Annotated in this window: 14 protein-coding genes and 1 pseudogene; 10 read left to right on the top strand and 5 right to left on the bottom strand. The window is 63.3% G+C overall.

The features are described 5' to 3' along the window. Positions 1 to 15 precede the first annotated feature (15 nt). Positions 16 to 531, bottom strand: coding sequence for a hypothetical protein (locus RTQ46_RS20530; protein ID WP_312439442.1), 516 nt, complete (start codon positions 529 to 531; stop codon positions 16 to 18). A 277-nt stretch (positions 532 to 808) separates the two neighbouring features. On the opposite strand from RTQ46_RS20530, the gene RTQ46_RS20525 reads away from it, so the two are divergent. Beyond that, a complete protein-coding gene (locus RTQ46_RS20525) occupies positions 809 to 940 on the top strand; it encodes a hypothetical protein (protein WP_312439441.1) in 132 nt (43 codons plus the stop codon). Positions 941 to 1,045: 105 nt separating this feature from the next. On the opposite strand, the gene RTQ46_RS20520 is transcribed toward RTQ46_RS20525, so the two are convergent. After that, entirely contained in the window at positions 1,046 to 1,330 is a 285-nt protein-coding gene (locus RTQ46_RS20520) for a hypothetical protein (protein WP_312439440.1), read from the bottom strand. Here RTQ46_RS20520 and RTQ46_RS27150 point away from each other — a divergent pair. Continuing rightward, positions 1,242 to 1,532, top strand: a pseudogene (locus tag RTQ46_RS27150) (EAL domain-containing protein); the annotation flags it as partial. The gene RTQ46_RS20520 and the pseudogene RTQ46_RS27150 overlap by 89 nt on opposite strands. A 155-nt stretch (positions 1,533 to 1,687) precedes the next feature. Here RTQ46_RS27150 and RTQ46_RS20510 read toward each other — a convergent pair. Further along, positions 1,688 to 2,065 carry a SirB2 family protein gene (locus RTQ46_RS20510; protein ID WP_312439438.1) on the bottom strand — a complete coding sequence of 126 codons (378 nt, stop codon included), beginning with the start codon at positions 2,063 to 2,065 and terminating at the stop codon, positions 1,688 to 1,690. Positions 2,066 to 2,149: 84 nt separating this feature from the next. After that, entirely contained in the window at positions 2,150 to 2,617 is a 468-nt protein-coding gene (locus tag RTQ46_RS20505) for a GNAT family N-acetyltransferase (protein ID WP_312439437.1), read from the bottom strand. Between the two features lie 281 nt (positions 2,618 to 2,898). On the opposite strand from RTQ46_RS20505, the gene RTQ46_RS20500 reads away from it, so the two are divergent. The 3 genes from RTQ46_RS20500 (at position 2,899) to RTQ46_RS20490 (ending at position 6,337) form a co-directional block, all read left to right on the top strand. Then, a complete protein-coding gene (locus tag RTQ46_RS20500) occupies positions 2,899 to 4,143 on the top strand; it encodes a nitrate/nitrite transporter (RefSeq protein ID WP_312439465.1) in 1,245 nt (414 codons plus the stop codon). Further along, positions 4,140 to 5,537, top strand: coding sequence for a NarK family nitrate/nitrite MFS transporter (locus tag RTQ46_RS20495; RefSeq protein ID WP_312439436.1), 1,398 nt, complete (start codon positions 4,140 to 4,142; stop codon positions 5,535 to 5,537). The genes RTQ46_RS20500 and RTQ46_RS20495 overlap by 4 nt, the downstream gene beginning before the upstream one ends. A gap of 92 nt (positions 5,538 to 5,629) precedes the next feature. Continuing rightward, positions 5,630 to 6,337 carry a carbonic anhydrase gene (locus tag RTQ46_RS20490; RefSeq protein ID WP_312439435.1) on the top strand — a complete coding sequence of 236 codons (708 nt, stop codon included), beginning with the start codon at positions 5,630 to 5,632 and terminating at the stop codon, positions 6,335 to 6,337. A 97-nt stretch (positions 6,338 to 6,434) separates the two neighbouring features. On the opposite strand, the gene RTQ46_RS20485 is transcribed toward RTQ46_RS20490, so the two are convergent. Beyond that, positions 6,435 to 6,815 (bottom strand): ribonucleotide reductase subunit alpha, encoded by a 381-nt coding sequence (locus RTQ46_RS20485; protein ID WP_312439434.1) that lies wholly within the window; start codon positions 6,813 to 6,815, stop codon positions 6,435 to 6,437. A gap of 233 nt (positions 6,816 to 7,048) precedes the next feature. On the opposite strand from RTQ46_RS20485, the gene RTQ46_RS20480 reads away from it, so the two are divergent. Genes RTQ46_RS20480 through RTQ46_RS20460 form a run of 5 tightly spaced genes read left to right on the top strand, consistent with a single transcriptional unit; the run spans position 7,049 to position 14,461 of the window. After that, positions 7,049 to 10,756 (top strand): nitrate reductase subunit alpha, encoded by a 3,708-nt coding sequence (locus tag RTQ46_RS20480; RefSeq protein ID WP_312439433.1) that lies wholly within the window; start codon positions 7,049 to 7,051, stop codon positions 10,754 to 10,756. Then, entirely contained in the window at positions 10,753 to 12,309 is a 1,557-nt protein-coding gene (gene narH / locus RTQ46_RS20475; RefSeq protein ID WP_312439432.1) for a nitrate reductase subunit beta, read from the top strand. The genes RTQ46_RS20480 and narH overlap by 4 nt, the downstream gene beginning before the upstream one ends. Beyond that, positions 12,302 to 12,991, top strand: coding sequence for a nitrate reductase molybdenum cofactor assembly chaperone (gene narJ, locus RTQ46_RS20470; protein ID WP_312439431.1), 690 nt, complete (start codon positions 12,302 to 12,304; stop codon positions 12,989 to 12,991). Before narH ends, narJ begins: the two co-directional genes overlap by 8 nt. Before the next feature lie 11 nt (positions 12,992 to 13,002). Then, positions 13,003 to 13,686: a respiratory nitrate reductase subunit gamma gene (gene narI / locus RTQ46_RS20465; RefSeq protein ID WP_312439430.1), complete on the top strand. Its 684-nt coding sequence runs from the start codon at positions 13,003 to 13,005 to the stop codon at positions 13,684 to 13,686. 28 nt (positions 13,687 to 13,714) lie between these two features. Next, on the top strand, positions 13,715 to 14,461 hold the full coding sequence (locus tag RTQ46_RS20460; protein ID WP_312439429.1) for a peptidylprolyl isomerase: 747 nt from the start codon (positions 13,715 to 13,717) through the stop codon (positions 14,459 to 14,461). The last annotated feature ends 50 nt before the right edge of the window (positions 14,462 to 14,511 follow it).

Raw genomic sequence — 14,511 nt, 5'->3', positions numbered from 1 at the left:
CGTTGCACGTTCCGCTTACGGCCTCCTCGCGGCATCCACCTGCGCCTGCACGCCCCGGAAATACGTCAGCGGCCGGCCTATCGTCACGCCCATCAGGGCGGCGCCCTGGATAATGTCGGCGGTGTCGCGCCGGTACACGATCAGTGCATCCATGTTGTCGGTGCCCGATCCCTCGATCTGGATCAGGTCATAGCCGCCTTCGTCCACCGCGCGCTGCGCCAGTTCCCGGTCCAGCCATTCGTAATACGGCAGCACGCCCCGGCCATCCTGCTGCAACAGTTCATATGGGAAGTCGGGGAAGTCGTCGAACATGTCCTGGATCTGTTCATGCAGTTCGTCGATCTTGTCGCTCGACGCGATATAGGCGCCCAGCTGATCGATGATCTCCAGCGCGTAGGCCTCGCCATCGCTGGTGACCCATTCTTCCTGCGCATTGGAAGGCGCGGCGGCAATGGCGGCGACGGCCTCGTCAAGTTCCTCGCCTTCCAGGTCGCCGCAGGTCATCAGGGTCAGCAGTTCGGATAACAGCATGGTTGCCTTTCAAGAAATTACGGTGAGCTGGGGCGGCGGGTTGGTTTGCCGTTGTAAATATACCATTGCCGCGTGCACCGGTGCGCCCGGTAGAGCCCGCGCTGTGCTGCAAAGCCGTTGCCCCGATCTCGCTACGGGGAATTGAAAAATTTCAACTGAATCCGGTATAAATTTGCCATCTTGATTTGCCGTCTGATACGAGCCCCGGGCACCGGGAACGGGCCGCAAGCCACGGCCTTCCTTGTACCAACCGTTGAGGTGCCGTATGCCAAGCAAGATGTCCTCTTCCATCCTGTTGCAGCATATCTGCGACAGCGCCACCGATTTCGCCATTTTTACCGTCAGCCTGGCCGGCGACGTCACCAGCTGGAACGTGGGCGCAACGCATCCTCGGTTTTACAGAGGATGAAATGCTGGCGCATGATTCCATGCAAATATTTACCCCCGAAGACCGTGCCGCAGGGCAGGCCGAGCGCGAAATGCAGACGGCGGCATTGACGGGGCGGGCGGCGGATTATCGCTGGCACTTGCGCAAGAATGGCGCCAGGTTCTGGGCCGACGGGGTGATGATGCCGACAACAGTATCATCGGCTTCCTGAAGATATTGCAGGACATCACGGCGCGGAAAATAGCGCAGGACGAATTCATCCGCCTGGGCGCCATCGATGCGCTGACCGGGCTGGCGAACCGCACCTCGTTCGCCGCACGATATCGAGATCGAACTGACGGAGCGCGATGCAATCGACCTCAAAAACGAGGGCAGCAGCGTGCTGTCGCAGCTGGTGGCGGCCGCGTTCAATCTGTCGCTCGACGACTTCGGCACCGGCTATTCGTCACTGAGCCAGCTGCGCACGCTGCCGGTGGCCACGCTCAGGCTCGACAAGAGTTTCCTGTTCGGCATGCCCGCCGAATCGAGCGCCAACGCCGTGGCAAAAGCGGTGATTTTGCTGGCCAATGACTTGACGCTGCACGTGATTGCCGAAGGCGTCGAGGAAACCGCGCAGGCGCAGTTCCTGCTGGCGCTGAATTGCGCCGCCTGCCAGGGCTATCTGTTCTCCGAAGCCATGCCGCCGGGCGTGGCAATTGAGTGGCTGCTGTCAGAGCGCCACATACCGCCGGCGCTGCCAGGCCTGCCGCTGCATTTGCACTGGCTGCCTCAGAACGGCCACGGCTGGCGCGTCACGGCTACCGCCACGATATACGCGAACACCAGCAGCGCCGCCACCAAGGCGCTGGCGCGCAAGGCCAGCGTCTTGCCGCGCTTGAGGGCGATCGTGCCCAGCACGATATACGCCACCAGCGCGCACAGCTTGGCGGCCAGCCACGGCTGCCGGCCCGGCGACTGGCCGCTCCACACGGCCAGCGCAATGGCGCTGGCCAGCAGCGCGGTATCGATCAGATGGGGCGCGATTTTTACCCAGCGCTGCTGCAGCGCCGGCGAGGCGCGCAGCATCCAGCCGCCGCGCAGCAGGAACAGCGCGCCGCTGGCGGCGGCGCAGCCCATGTGAAAATGCTTGAGAGTCAGATAATCCATTGCCTGGCCTTGCCGGAGTGAGCGATGGGCGCCAGCATAGCCGTATTTGACGCAGGCGGCCATACGCCTTCGGGAGGAAGCGCGCTAGCGCCGCCATATTACAAACACCAGTTCCGGATCGCCTTCATCGAGATTGTCGATCTGGCCGCTGGGCGCAAAGCCCGCCCTGGCGATCATGGCCCGGGCGGCCAGGTTGGACTGGTTTGTCGAGGTGAACAGCCTGGCGCGGCTGCACGCCGCGGCGGCGGCCAGCAGGCGCAGTCCGATACCGCGGCGCCGGTGGAGCGGCGACACGACAACCAGCGAAACGAAATCGTGGCCGAAGAAGTCATCCTGCAGGACGACATAACCGGCGACCTGTCCGCCGCGCAGGGCGATCGTACACAGTCCCTTGCCGATGGCGGTACGCACGCACTCGCCGCGCTGCGCATGCGACTGCCAGCAGGCATCGCAGGCCAGCATGGCGGCGACGTCGGCCGGCGTCGCCAGCCGTGTCGATATCTCGTCCGCTTCGCCCGCACTGTGTCCGGGAGGGTGTTTATCGATCTGCATCGATCTTCCTTTCAGGCGCTGCAGGCAGTGTGCCAAAAACGGCCAGGTTTGTAAAACCGCGGCCCGTGCGCCCCGGCCAGGGCCAGGGTGACTAGTCACTTCTGCCGACCCCTCTATCCAGATTGCCTTGCCAACACCACCCTGTGGCCGATAGTGCCGCGCGCCTGCGCCACGTAAGCTGGTCGGGACGGCTGGCCAGACGGCCAGTGCATTCATGGAGAAACATCGTGGCTACCTCAGAAGGTAACAATAACAACAGTAATACCGGCCGGACAGCGGGCATGCGGCGCAAGCAGCTGTCCGTGCTGGCCAGCAGCACCTTTGCGTTTACGATCTGCTTTGCGGTCTGGATGATGTTTGCGGTGCTGGGTATTCCGCTCAAGACCAGCCTGGGCCTGAGCGAGACGCAGTTCGGCCTGCTGGCCGCCATGCCGGTGCTGACCGGCTCTCTGGTGCGCGTGCCGCTGGGGATCTGGACCGACAAATACGGCGGCCGGCGCGTGTTCTTTTTGCTGATGCTGGCCAGCGTGGTGCCGCTCTGGCTCATTTCGTACGCCACCGCCTACTGGCATTTCCTGGTGCTGGGCATGTTCGTCGGCCTGGCCGGCGGCTCGTTTTCGGTCGGCACGCCGTACGTGGCGCGCTGGTACGAAAAAGAGCGGCGCGGGTTGGCGATGGGTATCTTCGGCGCGGGCAACTCTGGCTCGGCCCTGACCAAGTTCGTTGCACCCGGCATCGTCGCCGCGTTTGGCTGGCAGATGCTGCCGAAGGTCTACGCGGTGACCATGCTGGCCACCGCGATTATTTTCTGGCTGTTTTCGTTCACCGACAAATCGCACCTGGCGCCTTCCAACGAAAGCTTTGCCGCCCAGATGCGCGTACTGAAAGACCCGCGCGTATGGCGCTACTGCCAGTACTACTCGGTGGTGTTCGGCGGCTATGTGGCGCTGGCGCTGTGGATGACCAAATACTACGTGGCCGAATACGGTTTTGACCTGAAACACGCGGCGCTGCTGGCGGCCTGCTTCTCGCTGCCGGGCGGCGTGCTGCGCGCCATGGGCGGCTGGATCTCGGACAAATATGGCGCGGCGAAGGTGACCTGGGCCGTGATGTGGGTGTGCTGGGTTTGCTTTTTCCTGCTGTCGTATCCGCAGACGCAGATGGTGATCGAGACCGTCAGCGGCCCGCTGGCGTTCCATGTCGGCCTGCCGCCCGTGCTGTTTACAGTGCTGCTGTTCGTGGTCGGCATCGCCATGGCGGTCGGCAAGGCGTCCGTTTTCAAATTCATCGGTGACGACTTTTCCGGCAATATCGGCGCCGTCTCCGGCGTGGTGGGCCTGGCCGGCGGCCTTGGCGGCTTCGTGCTGCCGGTGCTGTTCGGCGCGCTGGTGGATTTTACCGGCGTGCGTTCGAGCGCCTTCATGCTCCTCTACGGCACCGTCTGCGTGTCGCTGGTCTGGATGCACTTTTCCTTCAAGCCGCCACGCGCGGCAAGCAATCAACAACCTGCAGGAGTATCGCTGTGAGCAAATACATGATCAATACCTGGGAGCCTGAAACCCCGGCTTTCTGGCAACAGACGGGCAAGGCCACTGCCGGGCGCAATCTGTGGATTTCGATCCCCGCGCTGCTGCTGGCGTTTGCCGTGTGGATGGTGTGGAGCGTGGTGGTGGTCAACCTGCCCAATATCGGTTTCACCTACAGCAACAACCAGCTGTTCTGGCTGACCGCCTTGCCCGGCCTGTCCGGCGCCACCTTGCGCATCTTCTATTCGTTCATGGTGCCGATCTTCGGCGGCCGGCGCTGGACAGCCATTTCCACCGGCTCGCTGCTGATTCCGGCGATCGGCATCGGCCTTGCGGTGCAGGATGTGAACACGGGCTACCCGACCATGCTGGTGCTGGCGCTGCTGTGCGGCTTCGGCGGCGGCAATTTCGCTTCGTCGATGGCCAATATCAGCTTTTTCTATCCAAAAGCGAGCAAGGGTTTCGCGCTGGGCATGAATGCGGGCCTGGGCAACCTGGGCGTCTCCGTGGTGCAGTTCGTGGTGCCGCTGGTGATCACCATGGCGGTGTTCGGCGCCTGGGGCGGCGAGGCGATGACCTGGGCCAAGGGCGGCGCCACCAAACAGATGTGGCTGCAGAACGCCGGCTTTATCTGGGTGCCGTTTATCGCGCTCAGTACCTTGCTGGCGTGGTTCGGCATGAACGACCTGGCCTCGTCCAAAGCCTCGTTTTCCGAGCAGGCCGTGATCTTCCGGCGCAAGCACAACTGGCTGATGTGCTGGCTGTATACGGGCACCTTCGGCTCCTTTATCGGCTATTCGGCCGCGTTTCCGCTGCTGATCAAGATCCAGTTTCCGGATGTCAACCCGCTCGACTACGCATTCCTGGGCCCGCTGGTCGGCGCCCTGGCGCGGGTGGCCGGCGGCGTGATTTCCGACAAGCTGGGCGGCGCCCGCGTCACCCTGTGGTCGTTTTTCCTGATGATCGCCGCCGTGCTGGGCGTGCTGCATTTTATGCCGCAAGCAGGCGAAGGTGTGCACGCGGCGGGCAGCTTCGGCGGCTTTTTCTGGATGTTCATGCTGCTGTTTGCCGGCACCGGCGTCGGCAATGCCTCGACTTTCCGCATGATCCCCGTGATCTTTCTGACCGAGCACCAGCGCGCCGCTGCCGGCAAGGGCAAGGCGGCGCAGGAGCAGGCGATAGTCGACGCCAACAAGGAGGGCGCGGCGGTGCTGGGCTTTACCTCGGCCGTGGCGGCGTACGGCGCCTTCTTTATCCCGAAAAGCTATGGCACCTCGATCGCGCTGACGGGCAGTCCCGATGCGGCGCTGTGGGGCTTTATCGGCTTTTATGTCAGCTGCATCGCGATTACCTGGTGGTGCTATGCGCGCAAGAATGCGCCCATGCCCTGCTGAGTAGTGAACCCAGAAGCGGAAGGACTGGGGTCGGACCCTCAGGGTCCGACCCCGGAATTTGCCTTTAGGGTGAAAAATGGGAAAGTAAAAAAATGGAAGAACTGGAAAAATTCGTCAACGGCTTCAGCCTGTTCCAGCAGCAGTACTTCAGCGAGCCGCAGACCTTATATGACAGCCTGCGCGACGGCCAGCGGCCGTCGACCCTGTTGATCGGCTGCTGCGATTCGCGGGTCGATCCGATGCTGCTGACGGGCAGCGACCCGGGCGACATGTTCGTGATCAGGAATATCGCCAACCTGGTGCCGCCGTGTACGCCGGACGCGCCGCCGGGGGTGAGCTCCGGCATCGAGTTCGCCGTCTGCACGCTGCAAGTGGCGCGCGTGATCGTATTGGGCCATGCGCGCTGCGGCGGCATCCGCGCGCTGCTCGAACCGCAGCCGCGCGCCGAGGGGCAGGAGACCGACTTCGTGGGCCAGTGGATGCGCATCGCCGAACCGGTGGCGCAGCGCGTGCGGCGCGACCTGGACCACCGCCCGGCGCACGAACAGCGCCATGCCTGCGAACTGGCCAGCATCCTGCAGTCGCTCGACAACCTGCTGACCTACCCGTGGCTCAAACGCCGGGTCGAGCAGGGGCAGTTGAAGCTGCACGGCTGGTATTTCGATATCGACAGCGGCGCGCTGATGGCGTATTCGGCGCGCCAGCAGCAGTTTTTGCCGCTGGTGTGTCCGATCGAACGGGCGCGCCATCTGCATCAGCGGCCGTGGCCGGATTCATCGCAAGCTGGGCCGATTGCGTAGGTCGGATTAGCGGCGGTACGCCGCATAATCCGACAACAATGTTGACGTGGGCCGGCAGTGGTCTAGGATGACGCGCTGGCGCGCCTCGGCGGCCCCGCTAATCCGACCTACCGAACCGTAACAAATCCCCGCTGCGATCAAACGCCAGCAAACTGCCGATCCGGCCTTCCTCGATCGCCCTGACCATCGCCCGCAGCGGCGCCTCGCATTCTTGCGGCGCGGGCGGCTGGCCGCTGCTGCCGGCCAGTCCGGCCACGAACACCACGTCCCAGTGTGCCGGCATCTGCTTTGATTCCTCCAGCAATGCTGCAAAACTGCCCAGTTCTTCGGGCAGCTTGTCGGCGCACAGCACCGGCGTGAGCGACTTGCCCTGGCCGCCCGGTTCGGCTTCGGCACGGGTAAAGGTAAACAGCAGGCGTTGTGGCTGTTGCTGCTGGCGCGCGCTGGCAACCAGGCTGGCGTAATCGGTAATGGTCATGCTGCGGATTCCTGTGTGAACGGTCAAGGCTGACAGATATACCGCAGCGGGGCGCGCGCGCCCATAGGCATTAGTGCCTATGCCTCTACGCATTCCTGGCGCCCGAAACCGACTTCCTGCCAATATCGCGCGCAGCCTGCGCTCGCTAGACTCATTGCATCGACGTTCGAGCCATCCTGCTCGCAGCGTTTTAATGACCTGGCGCCGCATTGCGGCGCATGTGTGGAGGTAGCATGAGTCACTTTCTGGACCGTCTTAAATTTTTCAACAAGCGCGCCGAGCCGTTTTCGAACGGCCATGGCACCGTGGTCGATGAAGACCGCACCTGGGAAAACGCGTACCGCCAGCGCTGGCAGCATGACAAGATCGTGCGCTCCACGCATGGCGTCAACTGCACCGGCTCGTGCAGCTGGAAGGTGTATGTCAAGAATGGCCTGATCACCTGGGAAACCCAGCAGACCGATTATCCGCGCACCCGCCCGGACCTGCCCAACCACGAGCCGCGCGGCTGCCCGCGCGGCGCCAGCTATTCCTGGTATGTGTATTCGGCCCAGCGCGTAAAGTATCCGATGATCCGCGGCCGGCTGATGGAAATGTGGCGCGAAGCGCGCAAGACCATGGACCCGGTCACCGCCTGGGACCATATCAGCCAGGACCCGGTGCGCTCGCAGCAGTACAAATCGATCCGTGGCCTGGGCGGCTTCGTGCGCGCCACCTGGGATGAATCGAACGAGATGATCGCGGCCGCCAATGCGCTGACGATCAAGAAATATGGCCCGGATCGCATCGTGGGCTTTTCGCCGATTCCCGCCATGTCGATGGTCAGCTATGCGGCCGGCACGCGCTATCTCTCCCTGATCGGCGGCGTGGCGCTGAGCTTTTACGACTGGTACTGCGACTTGCCGCCGGCCAGCCCGCAGGTGTGGGGCGAGCAGACCGACGTGCCGGAATCGGCCGACTGGTACAACTCGACCTTTCTGATGGTGTGGGGCTCGAACGTGCCGATGACGCGCACCCCCGACGCCCATTTTTATACGGAAGTGCGCTACAAGGGCACCAAGACCGTGGCCGTGTCGTCCGATTTCGGCGAAATGGCCAAGTTCGGCGATATCTGGCTGGCGCCCAAGCAGGGCACCGACGCTGCGCTGGCGATGGCGATGGGCCATGTGATCCTGAACGAATACCATACACACCATCAATCGGCCTACTTCAAGGGCTATGCGAAACAGTACACGGACTTCCCGATGCTGGTGCTGCTGAAGGAGCAGAACGGCATCCTGGCGCCCGAATACTTTTTGCGCGCCTCGCACCTGGCCAACAACCTCGATGAAACCAACAACCCGGACTGGAAAACACTGGTCTTCGACGAAGCGTCGGGCCGCATCGTGGCGCCGGCCGGCTCCATCGGTTTCCGCTGGGGCGAAGCGGGCAAGTGGAACCTGGAGATGAAAGAGGGCGGCAACAGCGCGCCGGTCGATCCGCAGCTGTCCCTGCTGGGCAACAGCGATGAAGTGGTGGCGGTTGGCTTCCCCTACTTTGGCGGCAAAGACAGCAGCGATGTCTTGATGCGCCATGTGCCGGCCAAGCGCCTGGTGCTGGCCGATGGCACGAGCGTGCTGGTGGCCACCGTGTTCGACCTGACCCTGGCCAACTATGGTGTCGACCGGGGCCTTGGCGGCGGCAATGTCGCCACCAGCTATGACGACGATGTGCCATACACGCCGGCTTGGCAGGTCAAGCATACGGGCGTGAAAGCGGCCGACGTGATCACCGTGGCGCGCCAGTTTGCCGACAATGCCGACCAGACGCGCGGCAAGAGCATGGTGATCGTCGGCGCGGCCCTGAATCACTGGTACCACATGGACATGACCTATCGCGGCATCATCAACATGCTCATGATGTGCGGCTGCGTGGGCCAGTCCGGTGGCGGCTGGGCCCATTACGTGGGCCAGGAAAAGCTGCGTCCGCAGACCGGCTGGACGCCGCTGGCGTTCGCCCAGGACTGGAACCGCCCGATGCGCCAGATGAACGGCACCTCGTTCTTCTATGCGCACACCAGCCAGTGGCGCCATGAAAAGCTGCATACCGAGGAAATCGCCTCGCCGACGGCCGGCCCTGACGTGGCGCCGATGACGCTGCTGGACTACAACGCCAAGGCCGAGCGCATGGGCTGGCTGCCTTCCGCGCCGCAGCTGCAGACCAATCCGCTGGACGTGACGCGCGCCGCGCAGGCCGCCGGCGTCAATCCGGTCGATTATGCCGTTGACCAGATCAGGAACAAGCAGCTGGAGTTTTCCTGCGACGATCCGGACAATCCGGCCAACTTTCCGCGCAATATGTTTGTCTGGCGCTCGAATATCCTGGGCAGCTCGGGCAAGGGCCACGAATACTTCCTGAAGTACTTGCTGGGTACCCAGAACGCCCTGATGAGCGACGAGAACAACTGCATCAAGCCGCGCGACGTGAAAGTGCGTCCGGCCGCCGAAGGCAAGCTCGATCTGCTGGTGGTGCTGGACTTCCGCATGTCGACCACGTGCCTGTACGGCGACATCGTGCTGCCGACGGCCACCTGGTATGAAAAGGATGACCTGAACACGTCCGACATGCATCCGTTTATCCACCCGCTGTCGGAAGCCGTGCAGCCGCTGTGGCAATCGAAGTCGGACTGGGATATCTACAAGGGCATCGCCAAGAAATTCGAGGAAATCGGCGGCGAGTATTTGGGCACCCGGCAGGACATCGTCCTGACGCCCCTGATGCACGACACCCCCGGCGAACTGGGCCAGCCGTTCGATCCGAAAGACTGGCGCGCCGGCGAGTGCGAGCCAGTTCCCGGCAAGACCATGCCCAACTTTACCGTCGTCGAGCGCGATTACACGAAGATTTACCAGAAATTCACCTCGATCGGCCCGCTGCTGGAAAACATCGGCAACGGCGGCAAGGGCATCAGCTGGCAGACCGGCCATGAAGTCGAGGTCCTGCGCGGCATCAACCGCACCGTGCTGGCCGAGGGCGTGGCGCACGGCCAGCCAAGATTGGACACGGCCATCGATGCGGCCGAGATGATTTTGTCGCTGGCGCCGGAAACCAATGGCCACGTGGCGGTGAAAGCATGGGCCGCGCTGTCCAAAATCACGGGGCGCGACCATACCCACCTGGCGCTGCCGCGCGAGCACGACACGATCCGCTTCCGTGACGTGCAGGCGCAGCCGCGCAAGATCATCTCGTCGCCCACCTGGTCGGGCCTCGAATCCGAAGAAGTCAGCTACAACGCCTGCTATACCAATGTGCATGAACTGATCCCGTGGCGCACGCTGACCGGCCGCCAGCAGTTTTATCAGGATCACCGCTGGATGCGCGATTTCGGCGAGGGCCTGTGCGTCTACAAGCCGGCCATCAACACCAAAACCACCACGCAGATGCTGGGCGCGAGCCCGAACGGCAACAAGGAAATCGCGCTGAATTTCCTCACGCCGCACCAGAAATGGGGCATCCATTCGACCTATTCGGACAATCTGCGCATGCTGACGCTGTCGCGCGGCGGCCCCCATGTGTGGCTGTCCGAGATCGACGCGAAGAACGCCGGCATTGTCGACAACGACTGGATCGAAGTGTTCAACGTGAACGGCACCCTGACGGCGCGCGCCATCGTCAGCCAGCGCGTGCCGGAAGGCATGACCTTGATGTACCACGCACAGGAAAAGATCATCAATGTGCCCGGTTCGGAGCAGTCGGGCAAGCGCGGCGGCATCCACAACTCGGTGACGCGCGCCGTCACCAAGCCGACCCACATGATCGGCGGCTACGCGCAGCTGTCGTGGGGCTTCAACTACTACGGCACGGTGGGCTCGAACCGCGATGAATTCGTGTTGGTGCGCAAGATGAACAAGATCGACTGGCTGGAAGGCCCGCTGAAAGAAGAACAAGGGAGCATGGCATGAAAATCAGAGCGCAAATCGGCATGGTGCTGAACCTGGACAAGTGCATCGGCTGCCATACTTGCTCGGTGACCTGCAAGAACGTATGGACCAGCCGCGATGGCGTGGAATACGCATGGTTCAACAATGTGGAAACCAAGCCGGGCATCGGCTACCCGAAACAATGGGAAAACCAGGACAAGTGGAACGGCGGCTGGCGTCGTACCGCAGCCGGCAGGATCGAGCCGCGCCAGGGCAGCCGCCTGAAAATACTGGCCAATATCTTCGCCAACCCGAACCTGCCGCAGATCGACGAGTACTACGAGCCGTTCACGTTTGACTACGAGCGCCTGCAGAACGCGCCCTTGTCGGAAACGCCGCCGACGGCGCGGCCCATCTCGGTATTGACCGGCAAGAAGATGGACAAGATCGAGTGGGGCCCGAACTGGGAGGATGACCTGGGCGGCGAGTTTGCCCAGCGCAGCCAGGATGCGCTGTTCGACAACATGCAGAAGGAGATGTACGGCACGTTTGAAAACACCTTCATGATGTACCTGCCGCGCCTGTGCGAGCATTGCCTGAACCCGACCTGCGTCGCCTCCTGCCCATCGGGCTCGGTCTACAAGCGCGAGGACGACGGCATCGTGCTGATCGACCAGGACAAGTGCCGCGGCTGGCGCATGTGCATCTCCGGCTGCCCGTACAAGAAGATTTACTACAATTGGTCGTCCGGCAAGGCGGAAAAATGCACGTTCTGCTTCCCGCGCATCGAAGCGGGCCAGCCGACGGTGTGCTCGGAAACCTGTGTCGGACGCATCCGCTATCTGGGCGTGCTGCTGTACGACGCCGACAAGATCGAGGCGGCAGCCTCGGTGGCCGACCCGCGCGACCTGTATCCGTCGCAACTGGATCTCTTCCTCGACCCGCACGACCCGGCCGTGATCGACGAGGCGCGCCGCCAGGGCATCCCCGATTCGTGGCTGGAGTCGGCCCGGCGTTCGCCCGTCTACAAGATGGCGGTCGAGTGGAAGGTGGCGTTTCCGCTGCATCCAGAATATCGCACCTTGCCGATGGTGTGGTACATCCCGCCGCTGTCGCCGATCCAGGCGGCCGCCGAATCGGGCAAGCTGGGCAAGAACGGCATCCTGCCGGACACCGCCAGCCTGCGCATCCCGGTGCAGTACCTGGCCAACCTGCTGACGGCCGGCGACCAGCCGCCGGTGATCCGCGCGCTGGACCGCATGCTGGCCATGCGCGCCTATATGCGCAGCAAGCATGTGGCGCCCGAACCTGACCTGGCGGTGCTGGAGCAGGTGGGCCTGGACGCGGCCACCGTGGAAGACATGTACCACATCATGGCGATCGCCAACTACGAAGACCGCTTTGTCATTCCGGGCAGTCACAAGGAAATGGCCGAGGACAGCTTCAACGACAAGGGCAGCTGCGGCTTCACGTTTGGCAACGGCTGCTCGGACGGCAGCAGCGACGCCAGCCTGTTCGGCAAGCGCAAGCATGGCTCGGAGATATTCATGTCGATGCCGAAGTCGCGCAAAAAAAAGGAGAGCCTCGATGTCTGATCAATTGAATGCCATGCAGGGCTACCAGGTGTTGTCGGCGCTGCTGCTGTACCCGGAGCCGGAACTGCTGCAGGAGCTGCCCGCGCTGGCCGGTTTGCTGGCTGACACGCTGCCGGCCTGGCATGCAGCCCTGCAGCCGCTGCTGGCGCATTTGCAGGCCACCGCGCTGATCGACCTGCAGCAGCAGTACGTGATGACGTTCGACCGCAATCCGTCGCAGTCGCTGCATCTGTTCGAGCATATCCACGGCGAATCGCGCGACCGCGGCCAGGCCATGGTCGACCTGCTGGAAGAATACAGCCGCCACGGCCTGCAGATGGTGGGCGACGACTTGCCCGACTATGTGCCGCTGTTCCTGGAATTCCTGTCGCAGCAGCCGCCGCCGGAAGCCGAACGCCTGCTGGGCGACGCCATCCATGTGCTGGCATATATCGGCCGCAAGCTGCGCGCCAATGGCAGCACCTATGCCTGCGTGTTCGACCTGCTGCAGACCTTGACGCCGGTCCAGGCCGAGGAACTGAGCGAGCCGCCGATCCGCGACATGGACGAAGCGCTGGAAACCTTCGGTCCTGGCGCCGACGGCATCGAACCGCTGCTGAAACCCGGCGGCCTGGCCGCGGCGGGTCTGGCTGGCACGCACCCCGTCAATTTCTATCCCAAGGCGGCAGCACCGCATCACTGAAGGAGAGCGTCATGAACTACCTGCATCAATTTGTGTTCGGGATTTATCCCTATATCGCGCTAGCGATTTTCCTGGTCTGTAGCCTGATGCGCTTCGACCGCGAACAGTACACCTGGAAGTCGGAATCGAGCCAGGTCTTCTATGGGGGCCTGCTGCGCTTCGGCAGTCCGCTGTTCCATGTGGGCATACTGGGCCTGTTCTTCGGCCATGCGGCCGGCCTGCTGACCCCCGTCTGGGTGTGGGACACGCTGGGCGTGACGCATGGCGTCAAGCAGACGGTGGCCATGGTGGCCGGCGGCGTCATGGGTCTGCTCTGCCTGGCCGGCCTGCTGATGCTGCTGGTGCGCCGCTTTGGCAACGAGCGCGTGGCTGCCCGCTCCACTTTCAAGGACAAGCTGGTGCTGCTGTGGATCTTGCTGACGCTGCTGCTGGGACTGTCGTCGATCTTCGTCTCGGCCTCGCACATGGACGGCCACACGATGGTGCTGTTGATGACCTGGGCCCAGCACGTGGTGACCTTCCGTGGCGACGCCGCCGGCTTTGTCGCCGATGCGCCATGGATCTTCAAGCTGCACCTGTTCATGGGTATGTCGCTGTTCCTCATCTTCCCGTTCACCCGCCTGGTGCACGTGTGGAGCGGCTTTGGCGCCGTGGCTTACCTGGGCCGCGCCTGGCAGCTGGTACGCCGCCGTTAATCGTCGCTAATCGAAAAAGGAGAACAGCATGGGCATCTCGGTCAATGGCGTCGATATCGACGACACGGAAGTGGAACAGGAGCTGGCGCATCACCAGGGTGCCGGCAATCCCCTGAAACAGGCGGTGCAGGAACTGGTGCTGCGCCGGCTGCTGCTCGATGAAGCGCGGCGCCTGGGCCTGGCAGCTGCCAGCGATGACGATCTGGTCGAAGCGCTGCTGGCGCAGGAAGTCAAAGTGCCGGTCGCCGACGACGCCGCCTGCCGCACTTTTCATGCGCAGCGCCCCGAATTGTTCCGCAGCGGCGTATTGGTGGAGGCGCGCCATATCCTGTTCCAGGTGACGCCCGAAGCGCCGCTGGACCTGCTGCGCACCACGGCGCAGGCCGTGCTCGACGCCCTGAAACTTGCGCCGGAGCGTTTCGCGGAGCTGGCGGGCCAGTATTCGAACTGCCCGTCGGGTGCCCTCGGCGGCAACCTGGGCCAGCTGTCGCCGGGCCAGAGCGTGCCGGAATTCGAGGCGCTGGTGTTCCGGCTGGACGAGGGCGAACTGGCCGGGCGCCTGCTGGAAACGCGCTTCGGCTACCACATCGTGCAGGTGCTGCGCCGGGTGGAGGGCAAGGCGATCGCCTACGAGGCGGTGCAGGCGCAGATCGCCGACCGGCTGTCGCGTGCGGCCTGGCAGCGTGCCGTGCACCAGTACCTGCATCTGCTGGTGGGGCGCGCTGAAATCGACGGCGTGGAACTCGAAGGCACGGCTAGTGCGCTGGTGCAATAGGCCAGAGTAACTAGGCTGGCGGCGCGTCTGGCGTACAGCCAGGCGCGCCC

Source organism: Janthinobacterium sp., from assembly GCF_031995485.1.
GTDB lineage: Bacteria > Pseudomonadota > Gammaproteobacteria > Burkholderiales > Burkholderiaceae_D > Janthinobacterium.
The sequence above is the reverse complement of the archived record's forward strand: the minus strand, read 5'-3'. Positions and strand labels throughout refer to the sequence as shown.

Bases quoted from the DNA above. Each gene is read 5' to 3' on its own strand.
- RTQ46_RS20530 (WP_312439442.1), bottom strand. From the start codon at position 531: ATGCTGTTATCCGAACTGCTGACCCTGATGACCTGCGGCGACCTGGAA.
- RTQ46_RS20525 (WP_312439441.1), top strand. From the start codon at position 809: ATGTCCTCTTCCATCCTGTTGCAGCATATCTGCGACAGCGCCACCGAT.
- RTQ46_RS20510 (WP_312439438.1), bottom strand. From the start codon at position 2,065: ATGGATTATCTGACTCTCAAGCATTTTCACATGGGCTGCGCCGCCGCC.
- RTQ46_RS20505 (WP_312439437.1), bottom strand. From the start codon at position 2,617: ATGCAGATCGATAAACACCCTCCCGGACACAGTGCGGGCGAAGCGGAC.
- RTQ46_RS20500 (WP_312439465.1), top strand. From the start codon at position 2,899: ATGCGGCGCAAGCAGCTGTCCGTGCTGGCCAGCAGCACCTTTGCGTTT.
- RTQ46_RS20490 (WP_312439435.1), top strand. From the start codon at position 5,630: ATGGAAGAACTGGAAAAATTCGTCAACGGCTTCAGCCTGTTCCAGCAG.
- RTQ46_RS20485 (WP_312439434.1), bottom strand. From the start codon at position 6,815: ATGACCATTACCGATTACGCCAGCCTGGTTGCCAGCGCGCGCCAGCAG.
- RTQ46_RS20480 (WP_312439433.1), top strand. From the start codon at position 7,049: ATGAGTCACTTTCTGGACCGTCTTAAATTTTTCAACAAGCGCGCCGAG.
- narH (WP_312439432.1), top strand. From the start codon at position 10,753: ATGAAAATCAGAGCGCAAATCGGCATGGTGCTGAACCTGGACAAGTGC.
- narJ (WP_312439431.1), top strand. From the start codon at position 12,302: ATGTCTGATCAATTGAATGCCATGCAGGGCTACCAGGTGTTGTCGGCG.
- narI (WP_312439430.1), top strand. From the start codon at position 13,003: ATGAACTACCTGCATCAATTTGTGTTCGGGATTTATCCCTATATCGCG.
- RTQ46_RS20460 (WP_312439429.1), top strand. From the start codon at position 13,715: ATGGGCATCTCGGTCAATGGCGTCGATATCGACGACACGGAAGTGGAA.